At 55.4% G+C, this 16,850-nt stretch carries 13 protein-coding genes; 5 read left to right on the forward strand and 8 right to left on the reverse strand.

The window, feature by feature from the left end:
- Positions 1-241 precede the first annotated feature (241 nt).
- The gene (locus OSO_RS0100555; protein WP_010581656.1) at positions 242-682 is read left to right on the forward strand and encodes a hypothetical protein; all 441 of its coding nucleotides are present in this window, start codon (positions 242-244) and stop codon (positions 680-682) included.
- A gap of 609 nt (positions 683-1,291) precedes the next feature.
- On the opposite strand, the gene OSO_RS0100565 is transcribed toward OSO_RS0100555, so the two are convergent.
- Both OSO_RS0100565 and OSO_RS47250 read right to left on the reverse strand, forming a co-directional pair.
- On the reverse strand, positions 1,292-1,777 hold the full coding sequence (locus tag OSO_RS0100565; RefSeq protein ID WP_029246506.1) for a hypothetical protein: 486 nt from the start codon (positions 1,775-1,777) through the stop codon (positions 1,292-1,294).
- A 358-nt stretch (positions 1,778-2,135) separates the two neighbouring features.
- Positions 2,136-3,056, reverse strand: a complete 921-nt coding sequence (locus OSO_RS47250) for a leucine-rich repeat domain-containing protein (RefSeq protein ID WP_010581659.1) — start codon at positions 3,054-3,056, stop codon at positions 2,136-2,138.
- 545 nt (positions 3,057-3,601) lie between these two features.
- Between OSO_RS47250 and OSO_RS0100575 the strand changes: the two genes are divergently transcribed.
- From OSO_RS0100575 to OSO_RS41560, 4 genes are all read left to right on the forward strand, one after another.
- Positions 3,602-4,534, forward strand: coding sequence for a DUF1559 domain-containing protein (locus tag OSO_RS0100575; protein ID WP_010581660.1), 933 nt, complete (start codon positions 3,602-3,604; stop codon positions 4,532-4,534).
- A gap of 292 nt (positions 4,535-4,826) precedes the next feature.
- Positions 4,827-5,282, forward strand: coding sequence for a hypothetical protein (locus tag OSO_RS0100580; protein WP_010581661.1), 456 nt, complete (start codon positions 4,827-4,829; stop codon positions 5,280-5,282).
- Between the two features lie 221 nt (positions 5,283-5,503).
- A complete protein-coding gene (locus OSO_RS0100585) occupies positions 5,504-6,931 on the forward strand; it encodes a purple acid phosphatase family protein (RefSeq protein ID WP_010581662.1) in 1,428 nt (475 codons plus the stop codon).
- 18 nt (positions 6,932-6,949) lie between these two features.
- Positions 6,950-8,551 carry an HTTM domain-containing protein gene (locus OSO_RS41560; protein WP_010581663.1) on the forward strand — a complete coding sequence of 534 codons (1,602 nt, stop codon included), beginning with the start codon at positions 6,950-6,952 and terminating at the stop codon, positions 8,549-8,551.
- A 262-nt stretch (positions 8,552-8,813) separates the two neighbouring features.
- Here the strand turns inward: OSO_RS41560 and OSO_RS0100595 are convergent, their stop codons facing one another.
- From OSO_RS0100595 to OSO_RS0100640, 6 genes are all read right to left on the reverse strand, one after another.
- Positions 8,814-9,788, reverse strand: coding sequence for a GntR family transcriptional regulator (locus OSO_RS0100595; RefSeq protein ID WP_010581664.1), 975 nt, complete (start codon positions 9,786-9,788; stop codon positions 8,814-8,816).
- Positions 9,789-10,343: 555 nt separating this feature from the next.
- Complete coding sequence (locus tag OSO_RS41565; RefSeq protein ID WP_202799915.1) at positions 10,344-10,658, reverse strand: YciI family protein; 315 nt, start codon at positions 10,656-10,658, stop codon at positions 10,344-10,346.
- Between the two features lie 282 nt (positions 10,659-10,940).
- Positions 10,941-11,846, reverse strand: coding sequence for a cupin-like domain-containing protein (locus tag OSO_RS0100615; protein WP_010581666.1), 906 nt, complete (start codon positions 11,844-11,846; stop codon positions 10,941-10,943).
- Positions 11,839-13,128: a GNAT family N-acetyltransferase gene (locus tag OSO_RS47255; RefSeq protein WP_010581667.1), complete on the reverse strand. Its 1,290-nt coding sequence runs from the start codon at positions 13,126-13,128 to the stop codon at positions 11,839-11,841. Before OSO_RS47255 ends, OSO_RS0100615 begins: the two co-directional genes overlap by 8 nt.
- A 364-nt stretch (positions 13,129-13,492) precedes the next feature.
- Positions 13,493-15,136, reverse strand: a complete 1,644-nt coding sequence (locus OSO_RS0100635; protein WP_237729238.1) for a TolC family protein — start codon at positions 15,134-15,136, stop codon at positions 13,493-13,495.
- Positions 15,137-15,261: 125 nt separating this feature from the next.
- Entirely contained in the window at positions 15,262-16,803 is a 1,542-nt protein-coding gene (locus tag OSO_RS0100640; RefSeq protein WP_010581669.1) for a TolC family protein, read from the reverse strand.
- Between the last annotated feature and the right edge of the window lie 47 nt (positions 16,804-16,850).

The raw sequence follows: 16,850 nt of genomic DNA on the forward strand, positions 1-16,850 counted from the left end.
GAATGGATCGAACAGGCCGCCGCACGGCTGGGTTTGGCCTCGACGCTCAGAAATCGAGGTCGGCAAAGAATCCACTTTCCAGAAATCGACGACCAAAACACCAACATTGAGTCCTGCCCCCTTTGATTTGCCCCAATGTGCTGCATTTCTCGAGAAGCAGCAGCGTGCCTTTGTGTGATGATCGTTTCTAGTTCATTTTGGCTATACAATGTATTATATGTCGCATCGCGTTAAGTGTTTTATGCTTTTGGTGTACATCTCGCCTGGGCCATTTATGCTGGTCGGTTGCAAACAAGACAAAACAGAGTTGACGCAACCGGCAGATAAAGTGGAAACAACTACCCAGAGCACGAAGAGATTCTTGATCATAGTAAGAGAGAGAGAGAGAGAGAGAGAGGCGGTGACGGTTTACGCTATCATTCCCAACTATTACGGGCGCGAGGCGAATCTTGATCGTCCACGAGATGACTGGATGCACCACGATTTAATTGGTGTCGCTCGAACTGTAAAATGCTACGTCGAGGAAAATCCAAGCGATGCAATTATCGTCGTTTGCTTAAGTGGAAAGTTGTTTGCTAAAGTAAAGGTCAAACTGCGTGCGTTATCTAACGATGAAATCACGTCGCTCCGCAGCCTGCTGCCGAGCGACGTTCAGTTCGATCTGCGGCAGTCTGTGGAGTGAACATTCGGGGCAACTCAAAGGGGCCTGGACTCAATGATTTCTGTCTTGGCAGGAAACCATCTTCTCTTCCATGCCACGACCACCACGGGGAGTCAAAAAGGTGTCGGGAACCTTTTCGATTGAGGATCGACTTCGAACCGGTTTTTCTTTCCGCACGGGAAGCCCGACGCGAGTTCCCCCGAGATGCATTTGCCACGCGTTAGACGAAGATGATTGTCAAAAAAGGTTCCTAACACCTTTTTCAATCTTCGATACGACGAAGATGCCGCGTCCCCATGGTTACCCCCCCCTCGTTCACTTCGATCCGCGGAAAGGACCGACGCAAACGGCAATCCCTCGTGTGACAAAAAGGGAGCGATCGTCCGATCGAAACCCGGGCTGCCACGATCTCGAAAATGTGGTACATCGCGCATGAAAAAGCCTTCCTTGGCGACTGTGCAGCAAACACACCAAGGAAGGCTCTCATTCAGTAACAGGGAAGGCAATCTCAATCAATACCAGCCTCTGCAGAGCGAATGATAGACAATTGTTTCGCTCTCGGTAAGGCCAATGTCCGCGCCGAATTAAGGCGACAGTACCATTCGTTCCTGACACCTTTTTTCAATGCAGTTACTTGGCAAGCAAGCTAACCGGCACTCTTCTTTTTTGTTCGTCTTCTACAATCACATCAAAATTGGCGACGGGATTTGGGTTTATTGTAATCCCAATTGCCGCAAAATCCCCTCGAGCCTCGCACACTCTTTTCCATTCCTTCGCAGAGAACTCGGTATGAAACCCCACTTCCCATCCTATCGCGGGAACGTCGTTTCCTTCGAGACGATCGACTTGGACAGATTCGATCTCCCAAAAATAAAACACAGGCTCACCGACCTGCGTGATCGTATTGCCTTGGAGATCGACCTTGACATCGACACACATATGCAGTCTGTAACGACCACCAAAATACACCAATGTATTCCACGAATTTAAGCCGTTTTTCGGGAATCCGTATTCGGTAATGAAGTGGCTCGCTGCACCAAATTGGGACTCAATTTCTGCAGCAATTGGAACAGCCGTCCTCGCTGACAGCAGTGTTTCGTGATAGGAACCTTTCATAGGTATGCACCCGCTTATAAGGAAGATACATACGAGGTATTGACGTGCTCGTTGGATGTATGTTCTAGATTTCATTTGAGTGAGCATCTTCCTGTATTTTATTGTCGACCGATAATAAACGAAGGATCGGCCGGGCCCGCGAACCACAATCGACTTAACGCTAGCGGACTCCTTTCGCTGACTTGGGGAGTCGAAAGGGTGTCAGGGGAGTCGAAAGGGTGTCAGGAACCTTTTCGATTGAGGATCGACTTCGATTCGGTTTTTCTTTGTGCACGGGAAGCCGACGCGAGTGCCTCCGAAATGCATTTGCCACGCGTTAGACGCGGATGATTGCCAAAAAAGGTTCCTGACACCTTTTTTAATGTTGGCTGACGACATTCGCCTCAGGCAATAACTTGCGCAGACGCACCACACCGTCTTTTGTGACCTTGGTTCCATGGACGTGAATGAGCGTGAATTCTTTGAGATCCGCAAGCGGATGCATCGGTTCAAGCGCTGCGTCGCTGAGTGCCGTCTTTTCCACGAAGAGCCCTTTGAAGTGAGGGCAATTCTGCGCGAGCACGGCCGCGAGCGCGGGGATATCTTCGTCCTTGATGCTCGTACCATTTAAATAAAGCCGTTCCAGGCTCGGTAAACCGGTGATCGCCCGTACGATGCCACCGCCGGTTTTTGTCCCCGCCAGATGCAGAATCTTCAGACTCTCCAACCCCGACAAGGGTGGAATCGACTCAAAATCGACAACCGTGTTTTGAAGGTACAATGCCTCGAGTCGGTTCAGTTTCGACAGATAGACGAGACCGAGTCCGTTGATTTGGGTGTCATTCAAGTTCAAGCTGGTGAGTTCTGTCAGTCCCGCCAGCGATCCGAGCCCCCCATCGGTAACGGAACATCCCGCAAGGTTCAGCTCCCGCAAGTGCTCGAGACTGCTGATGGACTGCAACCCCGCGTCCGTGACTTGCGTGTGATCGAGCGCCAGCGATTCCAGTTGCGTCAAAGCTCCAATCACCCCCATATGCGCATCGCCGATTGGACTGTCGGTCAACGCGAGTGTCGTCAGCGCGGGGAAAGCGGTTAATTGCTTTGCGGCATCATCCGTCATCGAATGGGAACTTAGCGACACGACGTGCCCGTCGGCTCCCAACGAGCCCGACGCTTTCCCATCCGCCTCCAACCGTTTCAGCGCGGCCTGCTCGGGCGAGACCGCGGTCCCGCAGCCAATGCTGATGGTCCAGCACTGCAGAAGGGCGAACGCGAAATAGGTACGTGTCGAACGACGCATCTTAGAAGCTCCTAAAAGTCAGCGGATGAGAACGAGAATATTCCGAAACAGAATGCCTCTCCAGCTTCGGCCAGGCGAATGACGAACCAATATGGCTTTTCATTTTATGTGCCACATTACATTTCCAGAAGAATTGCCCTAGGCAGTCGAAGCCAGACACGAATACCGGCCTTCAGTACCCCCACGGCAGTGAATGGAGGCCCGTCGCAGTATTCCCCTGAAATCATGAGCAACGGCAGTGATTTCGCAAAGCCGGATTATGAGAATGTGATGAATAATTCGGTAATTTGCGGTTATTCTCAGCCAAGTTCATTACGAGCACGCTCCTTGCGGGCATCCGAATTCAGGTCCGTCGCGGATATGTAGATTGCGCAAAGTTATGACGAAAAATTGCAACATCGGCAGCTAACGACACTTTAATGCTGGACGGCAAAAAAAGAACTTTGTTATTATTTGCCACCTCGCCGCGTTCGCGGTTGATTGCGTTCCATCCTGTCCTACGCTGCCTGTTGCCCCTCGTTGTCCCCTTTTTTTTGGAGAGCCTGATGAACATTCGGTCGAAAATTCGCGGATTTACCTTGATTGAATTGCTGGTGGTGATCGCGATTATCGCGGTCCTGATCGCGCTCTTGCTGCCCGCTGTCCAGCAGGCACGTGAGGCCGCTCGACGCACGCAGTGTCGCAACAATCTCAAGCAGATCGGCATCGCGCTTCACAACTATCATGAAACGATGGACAGCTTCCCACCTGGCACCATTTTTGGTGACCAGGACTATGGATGGGCAGCATTCCTGTTGCCCGCTCTCGATCAAGGCAACATCTACAATAAGTTGGATTTCATTAATTACGGCAGCATCATCACCTCGAATTCGGTCTACACCGAACGTTCGCTGCCGCTAATTGCTGGCGTGACGGACGTTGTACTTCCCGCATTCATCTGCCCGTCGAATACCATGCTCACGAAATCACCAATTCGCCCTGGAGCAGGTCAGCCCAGCTCTGCATCGCTCGGTGGTTTTGGTCGTTCAGACTACAAAGGCTGCCTGGGATCGGGCGGCGCTGCCATTACCGGGATGTTCGGCAAGATCAAGGCGACCTACCGCCCCACTCGAATTCGCGACGTTCTGGATGGCACGAGCAACACCTTCGCCGTCGGTGAAGGCTATACCCGATTTGCACGAGCGATCGATGGCCCGACACACCCGAACGTCGGCGACTTCCCCATCTGGCTGGGAACCAATGATCAGCATCAGAACGTGGTTGCTGAAACCAGTGTGGCCCATATTCCAAATGGTGGACAAAGCCTACCTTTGACAACTTTGAACCAGTTCGATGACTGCTTCGCCAGTCTGCATACCGGCGGTGTGATGTTCCTGTTCGCCGACGGCTCCGTCCGGTTTATCTCGGACAACATCAACATGAAGACCTACAGCTATCTCGGCGACAAGGCCGACGGCAATGTGGTTTCCGTTGAGTGATGATCCGGTTGTGACGCTCGACGGACCGCGATCCTGTTGCGTGTTCGTCTTCCGCACGACGATCGTCTGTTGGACGACATAAGAATTTACCGCGGGCATCCCTTGTCAAAAGGGATGCCCGCTTTCCCTCGTCTGTCCGTTGTGCCAGATCGAAGGACAGCCACTTCGAAATCCCCCCGTTGCCGCGGCACGACTCTCGTCGCTCGCGTGCATCCTTTCGACCGACCATTTAGAGCATTGCGTTCAACGAACAACTTCCGCAATTGCCTGCAGATTTTGAGGGTGTTTATCCATGCCATCGCTCGCACGTCATTTGGCCATATTTGCTGTTGGAATCGCGGCCGTCTCAGGCTGCGGGAAGAACCAGTTTCAGGTCTCTAAGGTCAAGGGAACCGTCACTTGTAACGGGAAGCCCCTTTCCGAAGGGTTGGTCGTCTACATCCCCGCCGGTGCCGCCGCAGCGACGTCCGAATCCAAATCCGCCGTCACCGGCCGATCCGCATCCGGGATGATTCAGCCGGACGGCACCTATGAATTGACAACTTACAAGACGGGGGACGGCGCGATCGTGGGCAGCCACAGCGTGCAAGTCTTCGCCCCTGCCCCCGTCGATGACGATGCCCCACTGACGGATGCGAATCGCTTCGCCTGCGGTAACACGCCGCTTGAGAAATCGGTCGAAGCCAAGCCGAATGTCATCGACCTGGAGCTTTCGATGGTGGTGGCTCCAAAGGGTCGAAAACGTTAAGAGTCGATCGTGGCCTGGACCCGAACGTTGTCAGGACGAAATTCGGGGTCGTGTGACCGAGGCTCGGCGAGCGACCTTCACCGGGCAATGACCTTAAGCCCCAGGCCACCATGTCGTCGCCCCGGTCTCATTCATCCTTGCAGTTCACTTGCCTTTCGATGTGCGCCCTTTTTCGACAACACCGCACAAGGATTGATTGGCTCTCCTTTGGAATCGATGCGATGCCTTTGACTTCTGCTCGTCACGATCGCGGCACTCTTCAATACCGTCGCGTCATGGTCTTCTCGTGGCTGGTGCTTGCCGCATCGACCGGCATGACGGCGCTCGCGCATGATGATCCCAGCCATGAAAAGCCAAGGGCGGTCGACGAAGCCGTCCTGTATCAACCGACTGCCATGCCGGACCGGCTGATGTTATCCTGGCACGCCGATCCAGCTCATTCCCAAGCGGTGACCTGGCGGACGAATACGTCGGTCAAAAACGCGTTTGCCGAGCTGGCAGTGGCCACTTCAGGTCCGACGTTTGTGGCCAAGGCGGTCACGATTCCCGCGAAAACAAGTCTCTACAACAGCGACATTGGGCCGATCCACTATCACACGGCCCGATTTGAAGACCTGCAACCGAATACGCTTTACGTGTACCGAGTCGGGGACGGAGTCAATTTCAGTGCGTGGTGTCACTTTCGCACGACCAGCGTGGAACCTCGACCTTTCACCTTCGTCTATTTCGGCGACGCACAGAATGACATCAAGATGCATTGGTCGCGTGTTTTTCGCGAGGCGTTCACAGATGCTCCTCGGGCACTCTTCATGCTGCATGCCGGCGACCTCGTCAATCGTGGCAATCGCGAAGCCGAATGGGCCGAATGGTGTGATGCGGGCGGATGGGTGAATGCCTCGATGCCGACGGTGGCCGTCACCGGCAATCACGAATACGACATCGAGCGTACCGGAACCTTACCGACAGACCCCGTGGAACTGAAAAAGCTGCCACGCGGGTTTACTCGGTTGTGGCGGCATCGATTCGAGTTTCCCGACAACGGCCCTCCGGAAATGGCCGATCATCTTCGCGAGACGGTCTTCTATTTCGATGTCCAGGGGGTGCGTGTCATCGGGTTGAACTCGATGGAGAATCCCGAACCCCAGGCCCGCTGGCTGGAAACCGTGCTGAAAAACAATCCCAACCGGTGGACGGTGATTTCACACCACCATCCAGTCTATTCCGCGACGCTGGGACGGGACAACCCCGAGATTCGCCACTCGTGGCAACCCTTGTATGACAAGTACCGTGTCGATCTGGTCTTGCAGGGGCACGACCATGCCTACCTTCGCACCGAACTTCGCAGCCATGAGAACATCCCTACAGGCGCCACGGCGCGCAGTCCCGCAGGAACGATGTACGTCGTCTCGGTCTCGGGCCCCAAACTTTATGAAAAGGGCATTTCCGCGGGCGTACGCCGTGGATCTCGCATGCAGCTTTACCAAGTCATCTCGGTCGACGGTGACGAACTTCGATACCAGGCCAAGACCGTCACCGGTGAACTCTACGATGCGTTTACGCTGAAAAAACGCGACGGCGACGTCAACGAGTTGGTGGAGCAGGTCCCCAACACGCCCGAGTACGTCGCCGAACCGGTTCCCGAAGAATAGACAATCAAGGAACCATGCATGTCGGTGGATACCAAGAGCCCCCCTGACCTTCAAACGGCGCGAGCGCCTCTCGGCGTCGAACCCAGCGCAAGCATCGGTGCCGAGAGCCCCGGTACCTCGAACGAACTCCAGGCGACGGCTGCTGCGTCAACCACGACCTGGCGTGACTCACTGTTCGCACCGGTCGACATCGCCAGCTTGGTCTTCTTTCGCCTGCTGTTCGGGGCGATGATGCTCTATCACGTCATCGCGACCGTGAAAAGCGGATGGATCGACGCGCTTTATATCACCCCGGTCATGCATTTCACCTATCCTGGTTTTGGCTGGGTGCATCCCTGGCCCGGAATGGGCATGTACTGGCATTTTTACGTGCTGGGAATTGCGGCCGCAGGCATCGCGCTCGGGGCCTGCTATCGCCTTTCTGCGTTCGTATTCGCAATCGGAATGACGCATGTCTTCCTGCTCGAGAAAGCCTTCTACCTCAACCACTACTATTTGATTGTACTGCTCAGTTGGCTGCTGGTCGTGCTGCCTGCGCATCGTGCATTGTCGATTGATGCCTGGTTGCGTCCGAGCCTGCGATCACAGGTCGTCCCCGCCTGGACACTGTGGCTGCTGCGAATGCAAATTGGCATCCCCTATTTTTACGGGGGACTCGCCAAGATCGACCGCGATTGGCTACTCGGCTATCCCTTGGGAATGTGGCTCAAACGCCGCGCAGACCTACCCGTCATCGGCCCCCTTTTGACCCAAGAGTGGGCGGGGATTGCGTTCGCATCAGGCGGAATGCTGCTCGATCTGATGGTCGTTCCGCTTCTACTTTGGAAACGGACACGAGGGTTTGCGTATCTACTTGCCATCGTCTTTCACGGTCTGAATTCCGTGCTGTTTGACATCGGGATTTTTCCCTGGTTGATGATCGGCGCGACCCTGATGTTTTTCCCGCCCGATTGGCCCAGGCGTCTCCTGCGGCGTCCCACCTTGCCCAAGCAGCTGTTTTCCACCGCTCTGACATCGCCCGCTCTGAGACAAGTCACGACCTGCTTCCTGATGGTTTATGTCAGTTGGCAACTGCTGCTGCCGTTTCGACACCTGCTGTATCCATTGCCAGCGATCTGGTCGGAAGAAGGGCACCATTTTGCCTGGCACATGATGCTGCGAGAAAAAGATGTCGGGCTGCGGTTCTACGTCCGCAACCCTCAAACGGGAACAGGCGGGGTGGTCGACGTTCGCTCATTTCTCACGTCGCGGCAAATGAGCCGCATGAGCAAAGACAGTGACATGATTCTGACGTTTGTTCATTTTTTGCGAGATCACTTTCGTGCTCATGGCGAAGGGGTGCTTCAAATCCGCGTGCTGGCGATGGTTTCCTTGAACGGGCGCCGCCCCCAGTTAATGATGGACCCCGACATCGACTATGCCCAGGTTGAGCGAAGCTGGTTTCACCAGCCCTGGATTCTGCCACTGCACGAGCCGCTACGTCGTGATCCCTGGGTCGTTCCCTTGACCGAGTGGGAAGAGCACGTGGCAGTGCCGACTCCCGATGAGATGATTCAAGCGGCCCCAAAATCCCTGACCAAACAGCGTGCCCAGCGTGGGACAGGAATCAGCGAGTTTTAGTTCGGCGGCAGGCCGCATCACGCTCGAAACAACCGGCCGTATCTGAGGTCGAACAGCCGATTGAAATCACGGGGACGGGCTCCGCACGAAGGTGAAAAGGCGGGACATCACAACAATCCAAGCGCCTTTTCCCCTGTTTGCAGTGGCTGCCAACCCCAGATGACAACGCAACGCTGCCGCCCTGACGCGAGCCGTAGCGGACACGAAACGTTGTCAATGACGCAGGACTCAACCAAGAGCATACCAGTCAAGCGGACACCGACTATTGGGCTGTTTCAAGCTCTTGCGGCGTGACAGTCGCACTTCCCGCGGGCGAATTGCGCAGACCCACAATCGAGTTCAAATTTGGCATTTGTGTCCGCAGGCCATCCACGAGACTGCGGCTCATGTGGGCATGGAACTGCTCAATCGCGGCGGGGAGATCACCGCGCAACAAAGCCTCGAGAATTCCCAAGTGTTCGCGGAATGACTTCGCCTGATGCCGTCGGTCGGTTGGGCAGGTCAGGCCACAATACATACTTCGCCGAATTAGCGGTTTTACAACATCGATCAAAACCAGACTTGTCGTTTGTTCCACCAGAGTCGTGTGGAAGCGATAGTCGGCTTGACGGCGATCACGCTCTGAGATCGTATCGATTGATTGCAGAATCTCTTCTGTCTCGGCTTTCAATTCCTCAAGGACGTTGTGCGGAATCTGCTGTCCTGCCCGTCGCAGCACTTCGGATTCAAACATGGTGCGAATTTCGATCGTGTCGATCACGTCCTGCCAGGTCAGTGTGCCATAGCGCCAACCGCGTCGTGGAGCTCGAACGAGAATTCCGTCGCGCGTCAGCCCTTCAAGGGCATGTCGCACGGTCCCCATGCTGGCGCCGAACTGATTCGAAAAACTACGAGGATTAACGTCGGCGCCAAACTGGCACTGTCCTTGCAGAATCCAGTCAAAGATCAGCCAATAGACCGATTCGATCTGTGATTGATGTTCAACTTCGACCTCGACGGGTTCGGGCCCTTCGCTCGGCCACTGCGCAACATAGGTGCATCCCGTCGAATTCTGCTTGACCCATCCGTCTTCGATCAGACGCGAAAGCGCCTTACGAACCGTCGTCCGGCTGACGTTCAAATTAGTCGCCAGACGTCCCGCTTTCAGGTGGGTTCCCAATTCAAGTTGGCGTGTTGCCAGTTGGCCCAGCAAATGATTGTAAACACGCTTATCCAGCGATTCACGTTCGCCACTCATTCAAGCTCCAGTCTTTTCGTACCTACGAGAAGTGTCGAATGCTTGCCTCAGGAGATGTTCTTCATAAATTAACTTTTTCGGGCCGAGTTTGCGACCGCCCAAGGGATTTGAATGACTCCACTCAACGCCCGCCTGGACGTCATCCACAATCCGCAGATTGCACCTTCAAACGGACCTCGAACGCCAACCCGTACGGAACTCATTCGTGCCGCGGGATTCGGCCCTTGATCCCTGATGCAGATTGGATGTCAGCACAGATTGGAAACAGAGGGAGTGAGAAGACACGCCCGATTGAACATGGAACAGAACAACGTTCTGCAACCTGACTATCTTGTCATGATCTCAGACGAATCACAAGAACCCCAGTGGACGAACGCCTCTTTTCGCAACGACACGCATTTCCGATGCGTAAAAGCGCGCAGAACTATCATTCCCACAATTGAGATAAATGTGACTCTGAGTTTAAACGAAGGTGCCTTAGAGAGTGACGTTCCTTCGCGGTCAAGTGATTGGGGTTGGACGAGGGAAGCGGAAGCGCTGGAAGTCCCGGATTCGTTACAACTCTGCCACCATGTCCGCTGTCAGTGGAAAAAACGGGGACGTCGGAAAAACGGGGACAGGCACCGCAAGCGGAGCCAGTCCCCGTTTTTCCGGCATCAGTGAGATCGCATGGTTGAGGTCGGGGGCTTCCAAGAACAGAATGCCGCCGAGCATTTCTTTCGTTTTTGCATACGGACCATCTGTGACTTCGACGGCGCCCTCTTTCCTCCTGAGTGTGACGGCCTTGCGAGCGGAATCGAGAGCTTCTCCACCCAGAAAATGCCCGCCTCGTCGGAGTTCATCGTCGTAGGCAAAGCACTCTTCCATCATCCTCTGTCCGACGTCCGGCGGAATCGCGGCAAAACTTCGTTTCGTCGATGGATCCCAAGCAGACGTATTTTATTCGCGTTCAACTTCATTGGCAGCGTTTCTAACATGGCCGGCCTTCACGGTTGCCGGGTTCTAATCCATTGGACGAATGAGCCAGGCGCGAATCGACAACCTGAACGAAGATTCTTCAAAAAAGGCCGCGGTGGCGCTGCCGGAACGGCCCGTCCACAAGAGAGGGTCTGGCAGATTGGTGTCCAATGATCGCGTGTTCACAACCGTAGACTAGATCGATCGACCGAGCAGGCTGTTCGCCTTACGCCACAGGCGGAACGAGTTGAATTTCAGGCTGTCCTTCCAGGGCGATACGCCGTAGGGAGTCGGTTCACCACCGCGTAGACGCTGCTGGTGATTCATGCTGTAGACGGTTTTGCGGCGTTCGAGGTCGGGAGTGCGGAACGTGATGCTGAACGAAATCGAAACGGCATTTCCGTTCTGAACCCAGTGTGGATAGGTCACGGGAAAATGCAGCCCCTGCCCCGCTTGCAAGTCAAAGACCATCGACTTGTGGCGATTCTCGTCTGTCAGTTCCATCTGGCGCGTCACAGCGCCGTAGAACGTTTCCAGATCGCGCTCCGAGACGATGGATCGATCACGCCCGTCGAACAGGTGAACCGTCTTTGAACCACGGATCTGCAACAGGAAGTTGTGTTCCGGGTCCATATGATAAGGGGTCACGGAACCGGGCGATGTCATGAAGATATAGGCGTACGCGTCGCACATGCCAGGAACAACGCGTTCCGAATACGGCTTCACTTCGGCCAGGCAATCGTGCAAGAGCTGGCGGTACGTGGGATCCTTTTCGACATGTTTCAAGACCATCCATGACTTGCAGCTTTCGATCCGTCGAATGGTTTCCTCAACCGACAGCCCATTGCGCGGGGTCAGTTGCTGATCCTGATTCACCGGAAGATTTCCAGCGTTGTATTCGATCATTTCTTCGGGCAATGACTTGGCCAGTTCGAGCAACCGATCGAACTGGAACAACGAATGATCGCAAAGGTGATGGCCGATCAGAAATGGCTGGCGATTGAAATGCGTCTCGAACGTCGATGACTCCAGCTCCAGCAAGGCCGGATTGGCCGCGGTTCCATCGACAGTCGCGTGCGAAGGCAGTGTCAGGCTATTCATCGTTTGTTCCCTGAGGTTTTAATGTGGGATTCGCACACCGGTCGGGTGTTCGCCGAAAGGCTTTACGGGCGAATGAAAGTCCCGCCAGAAGTCCGACGGCCAGGTTGTCGAATCGGCGTCCCGTTGAGACGATCACTTTGGTGATGGTGCGGCGTTCCTGCCAAATTCGACCAATCATGAAGTGATGCTGGGCCGCACAAGAATCCATCCATTTTGTATTCGGCATTTGGTGCAGAAGGCGAACATTTTCGAGTTCAAGCTGTACACCTGGCGAGAATCGCGAGAACGCTTCGTCGAACGCGATCTTGAAGGCGAACGAGCCTTCTCCCGCCAGAAAATTACACTTGAGCGCGATCGGCTGCTGGTTGAGAAATAGGCCCACCATCATCAATTGCCCACGCGCAAACGCGGCTTGAGCGATCGACTTAAAGTAGGCACGGCTGACGTCATCCGACGCGAGGGCGGTGGACTCACGCCCCTTCCAACCGGCAGCTTCCATTTGCAAAAAGTGATTCAACCACGTGTCAAGATCGTCGACAGCGGTCAGCACTCTCACCTCCGGAACACCAATTTCAGAAAGCCGTCGTGCCAGACGGCGAACTTCCTTGCGGTTGTGATTCGTCATCGCACTGTTGATGTAGGCATCAAAACTACTTGCAGGTCGAATCAGGGCGCGATTGTACGATTCGACAGTAAACGTCGATGCTGCACGTTCGCTCGTGACTTCGAGCAGAGTCTGCGCGAATGGCCCACCAAGGTCGAGGTGATGCAGTTCCAACGCGGCGGCCCGTTGGGGACCGTGCGACATGCTGTCGAACAACGCATGCAACACATCGGTCGCAACGCCGCGACGCACCAAGGGCACACAGTAATACAAGTATTTATGCTGCCAGACTCTTCTCAGGCGAAGTGGGACTCCGCCAAAGGATCGCTTGCATTCGAGCGGGAACAGCCCCACCAGAAATGGCGGTTGATTGGGACGCGGGTTCCGCTGCCAAACAAGATCAAACTGCAGATCGACATTTGCCCCGAAGCATTTGACGCCTTCGATCAGCATCCAAGATTCGTAGAACGGGTTCTGCTCGATCGCGTTCGCGGCCAAATCATCCCATTCCCGTTGAATCGCCACCAATGAATCGATGCCGGGGACCGTCTCGACCCAGAACTCGACATGGGGTGCCACTGGATGGGGGCTCGTCATTTTCAATGGCTGAGACGGAACGGCATCGGACGATCCCAAGTCTTGGGCGATGTTCGTCATTTTTTCAGCCAATTGGGGCATTAGAAAGATCCGACGGCAACAACTGAAACGATTTTACGGCGCGTAGCGGCCGCAGCGGCACTGCGTTTACAAAAATCTACGTCCAACGGGCGAATTGGCAAATGGATTTCGCCACGTGACGGAAATGATCACGATGGAATTGAAGAGGTTCCGCCTGCTGCTCGTGACTCGCCTGAGCACCGCCAAGGCGCCCGCGCACGACATTGCGTGAATGTTCGCGGACGATGTCCGACCTGCGCCTTGAAGGCTTTTGCCCGGGCGAAAACCGCGGACCAGGACTGGACGAGCGAATCGCCGGACGCCCCGGGGGATCGGACAAGCTCTCGATCCCCAGTCTCTCGAAGATTCTTGGAGTTACAAAACACTAGTTGCCGGGGCTGGCCGTCTGTCCCGCGTGATTGGACGGAGTGGGATTTGAATCAAGCGGATCGAGGCCGCCGGTCAACAGCAGTCCTTCGATCTGGATCGCGGTCGTCCGCATGTCGATGAGCGCATTGACGTACTCGATCTTCGCCTCGAAGAGATCGCGTCGCGCCGTCAGGACCCGCAGGAAATCAAGTTCTCCCGCTTCGTACTGCTTCAAGGTCAGAGACAAATTCATCTCGGCCGTGGGCAGGATCGAATCGCGATAAGTGATGACCTGATTGCGTGCCGTTTGATATTTACGAAAGGTACTGGCCAGTTTGTTGCGCAGGGAGAGTTCGAGTCGATCCACTTCGGATTGCGCGGCATGAAGTTCACCGACGGCGGCCGTGACGTTACCGACATTGCGATTGAACGTTGGAAGCGTGAAACCGAATTGCAGCGTGTACATCATGTATTGCGGCGTAAAGAAGTCACGTCCAACGCCACTCGTCAGTTGCAAGTTTGGGGTGGGTTGCGCTTCCTCGCGCCTGACCTGGACGGCCGCCGCGGCGACCCGCGACTTCGCGGCATTGATCAATGGGCTGGAGCTAAGCAGTTGCTGATACGCGATGTCCCAGTTGACATCCGGAACATCGTCTTCCAGATGACCGTCTAAAGGTCGAAGCGGAAGGTCAGGCCAGCCAACGATGTTGCCAAGTTGTTTCCACGTGGCCGCGGCGCGGAACTGGGCGTTGCGGAGCAGGATCTGAGTGTGGCCGCGTTGCAATCGAGCCTGCATCACGTCGGCTTCGGAAACTTGCTCCCCGGCGAGCAGCTTTTCGGAAATTCGGACGCCTTCCTGCGCGACCTTCAGCAACTCTTCTGCGACCGTGACTTGCTGCTGTGCCCCAAGTGCTGCGATGTAGCGAATCTGAACCTCGTTGACGACTCGCAGATTTTGTGCTTCGGCTTCCCACTGAGCGCGGTGCACATCGTGCGATGCCACGGCACGATTCAACTTGAGCTTGCGGCCGGTAACAATGTCCTGTTTGACGTACATATTGAACATGTCCATCGGGGCATTGTTGGCGGCACCTTCTCCTTGGATGCTGGGGTTGGGATACAATCCCACTTGCAGCCAGTTTCCTCGCGCCTGCTGCACCAGGCTCTGCGCCTGCTGCAGCGTCGGGTTGGTCGAGGCGGCCAAGTGTTGGAGTTCGTCGAGCGACAGGAGCGGAATATCCGAGTCTCGCGGCCCCCCCAGCGATTGAGCGAGTTGCGGCGGTACCTGGCCATCGCCTGCCATTGAGAGCTCATGATCACTTGGAGCAAGACGCTGGTGAGAGGGATCGGGTGAGGGCAGCTCGTCTGACTCGTTCCACTGGACGAGCTTCACGACGCCTGTCGAGTTCGCTTGCTTCGTATCATTTGGAACCTGCTCGTGCGAATTTTTATCGCCATTCGAGATCCTGGTCTGATCGTCAGGGGCACCGTCGTGAACGGCATTCTTGCCTGATCTTGCTAGATCTGAACGGTCGACGCGTACGACCTGGGAGGGAACGGTTCCCCTGGCGTTGTCCTTCTGCAGTCCATGGCAGCCTGCGAACGCGGCACATCCAAAGATGCCGGTCAATGCATGCTGAAGGATTGACTGAAGTTTCACGCTCGATCCTTCCCGCGCGATCAGCGCCATGCAAATGTTCTTGTGGCTGTTGGTTCAAACGTGCTGAACGGTGGTCATTCGGGACAATGGTTGGTCTGGCTGAACGGCATCGATGTACTTCGTGATTAGTGTCCTGCATCAGAAGTTTGGCCCGCCGAGTTTGACGGTGACGGATTGCTGACCGTCGGGTCGAGACCACCCGTCAGCAGCAAGCCGCGTATTTCGATGACCGCGGACCGTAGATCCGTGAGCGCGGTGACATAGTTGACTCGCGCCTGGAACAAGTCGCGACGCGCGGTCAGTACGCGTAGAAAGTCAAACTCCCCCTCTTCGTAAGCCTTCTGCGTCAGGGCCAGGTTCGATTCCGCTGTCGGTACAATTTGGTCGCGGTAAATCTCCATCTCGCTACGAGCGGACTGATAACGTTGATAGGCGTCCGCCAGATCATCGCGCAGAGATAGCTCGAGACGAGTAACCTCGGCTTGCGCAGCTCGATAGTAACCCTCGGCCGCCATGATATTTCCCTGGTTTCGATTCCAGACGGGAATATTCGTGCCGACCGACACCGTGAACATCTGGAAGCTTTGATCGGCGGGAAGAATGTCTCGTCCGGCACCGCCACTCACTTGAAGATTTGGAATTGGCTCAACTTGTTCTCGGTGGATCTGGACCTGAGCCGAGGCGAGGCGCGCCTGTGCGGCGTGCAGCTGCGGGCTGCGATTCAAGAGTTCCTGCCAGGCGACATCCCAATCGACGTCCTGAAGTTCATCCTCAAGAGCCCCCCCGAGCGGGCGCGGTGGCATGTCTGGCCAACCGATGACGTTGCCGAGCGACTTCCGCGCTGCCGCGGCGCGGAACCGCGCGTTCCGTAACAAGATTTGTGTTTGCCGCTGCTGGATGGTCGCTTGAAGAACGTCGGCTTGTGAAACCTGTTCTGCTTTAAAGAACCGTTCCGACACACTGACTCCGTCGTCAGCAATTTTCAGAAGTTCTTCTGCCACGAGCACCTGCCGCTCGGCACCGAGTACTTCGATGTAACGGATCTGGACTTCATTCAAGACTCGCAAGTTTTGTGCTTCGGCTTCCAACTGCGCCCGCTGGACGTCGGACGATGCAACAGCGCGGTTCAGTTGCAATTTCTTGCCGGTGACAATGTCTTGAGAAAGAACACCAAAGTGTGCGTCAAACGGTGCGTTGTTCGCTTCATCGTGCCAGACGAGAGTCGGGTTTGGATAGAGTCCCACTTGGGCCCAGTTCCCTTGTGCCTGTTGCAGCAGCGCATACGCCTGTTGTAGTGTCGGATTTGCGGTTACGGCGAACTCTTGCAGTTCGTTCAAAGTCAACACATCACCCGATGGTGACGGTGATTGATCGCCATCGATCACACCCGATGACGGCTGTTCGGGGACTTGCCAGGCCACGGACGTAATGGAACCTGTGTCGTCCACCTCCTCAGGGGATGATGGCGCCTGCGACGTCTCGGTCGACGCTGCCTGAGCCTTCCGCGTGGCGAGGGAACGCGACTCGCGGTCTTTGTCGGTGGACGTCGATTGTCGTTGGTCGGGACGCTGGCTGAGCGAGATCGACTTCTCTGCACTGCGGCAGCCAGCCAGAACGAGACTGGCAATACTGACGAAGCCCATCCATTGTGTGGCTTGGCGTTTCATCACAGTCTCCTCCCTGAACTGACCAATCCGCATTGCCAGCTGAGGCA

Origin of the sequence: Schlesneria paludicola DSM 18645 (assembly GCF_000255655.1) — a bacterium.
Taxonomy (GTDB): domain Bacteria; phylum Planctomycetota; class Planctomycetia; order Planctomycetales; family Planctomycetaceae; genus Schlesneria; species Schlesneria paludicola.

Coding starts and splice junctions, on each gene's coding strand:
- OSO_RS47250 (WP_010581659.1), bottom strand. CDS start 3,056: ATGCGTCGTTCGACACGTACCTATTTCGCGTTCGCCCTTCTGCAGTGC.
- OSO_RS0100555 (WP_010581656.1), top strand. CDS start 242: ATGCTTTTGGTGTACATCTCGCCTGGGCCATTTATGCTGGTCGGTTGC.
- OSO_RS0100615 (WP_010581666.1), bottom strand. CDS start 11,846: ATGAATAGCCTGACACTGCCTTCGCACGCGACTGTCGATGGAACCGCG.
- OSO_RS0100585 (WP_010581662.1), top strand. CDS start 5,504: ATGCCTTTGACTTCTGCTCGTCACGATCGCGGCACTCTTCAATACCGT.
- OSO_RS0100565 (WP_029246506.1), bottom strand. CDS start 1,777: ATGAAAGGTTCCTATCACGAAACACTGCTGTCAGCGAGGACGGCTGTT.
- OSO_RS47255 (WP_010581667.1), bottom strand. CDS start 13,128: ATGCCCCAATTGGCTGAAAAAATGACGAACATCGCCCAAGACTTGGGA.
- OSO_RS0100580 (WP_010581661.1), top strand. CDS start 4,827: ATGCCATCGCTCGCACGTCATTTGGCCATATTTGCTGTTGGAATCGCG.
- OSO_RS41560 (WP_010581663.1), top strand. CDS start 6,950: ATGTCGGTGGATACCAAGAGCCCCCCTGACCTTCAAACGGCGCGAGCG.
- OSO_RS41565 (WP_202799915.1), bottom strand. CDS start 10,658: ATGATGGAAGAGTGCTTTGCCTACGACGATGAACTCCGACGAGGCGGG.
- OSO_RS0100640 (WP_010581669.1), bottom strand. CDS start 16,803: ATGAAACGCCAAGCCACACAATGGATGGGCTTCGTCAGTATTGCCAGT.
- OSO_RS0100575 (WP_010581660.1), top strand. CDS start 3,602: ATGAACATTCGGTCGAAAATTCGCGGATTTACCTTGATTGAATTGCTG.
- OSO_RS0100595 (WP_010581664.1), bottom strand. CDS start 9,788: ATGAGTGGCGAACGTGAATCGCTGGATAAGCGTGTTTACAATCATTTG.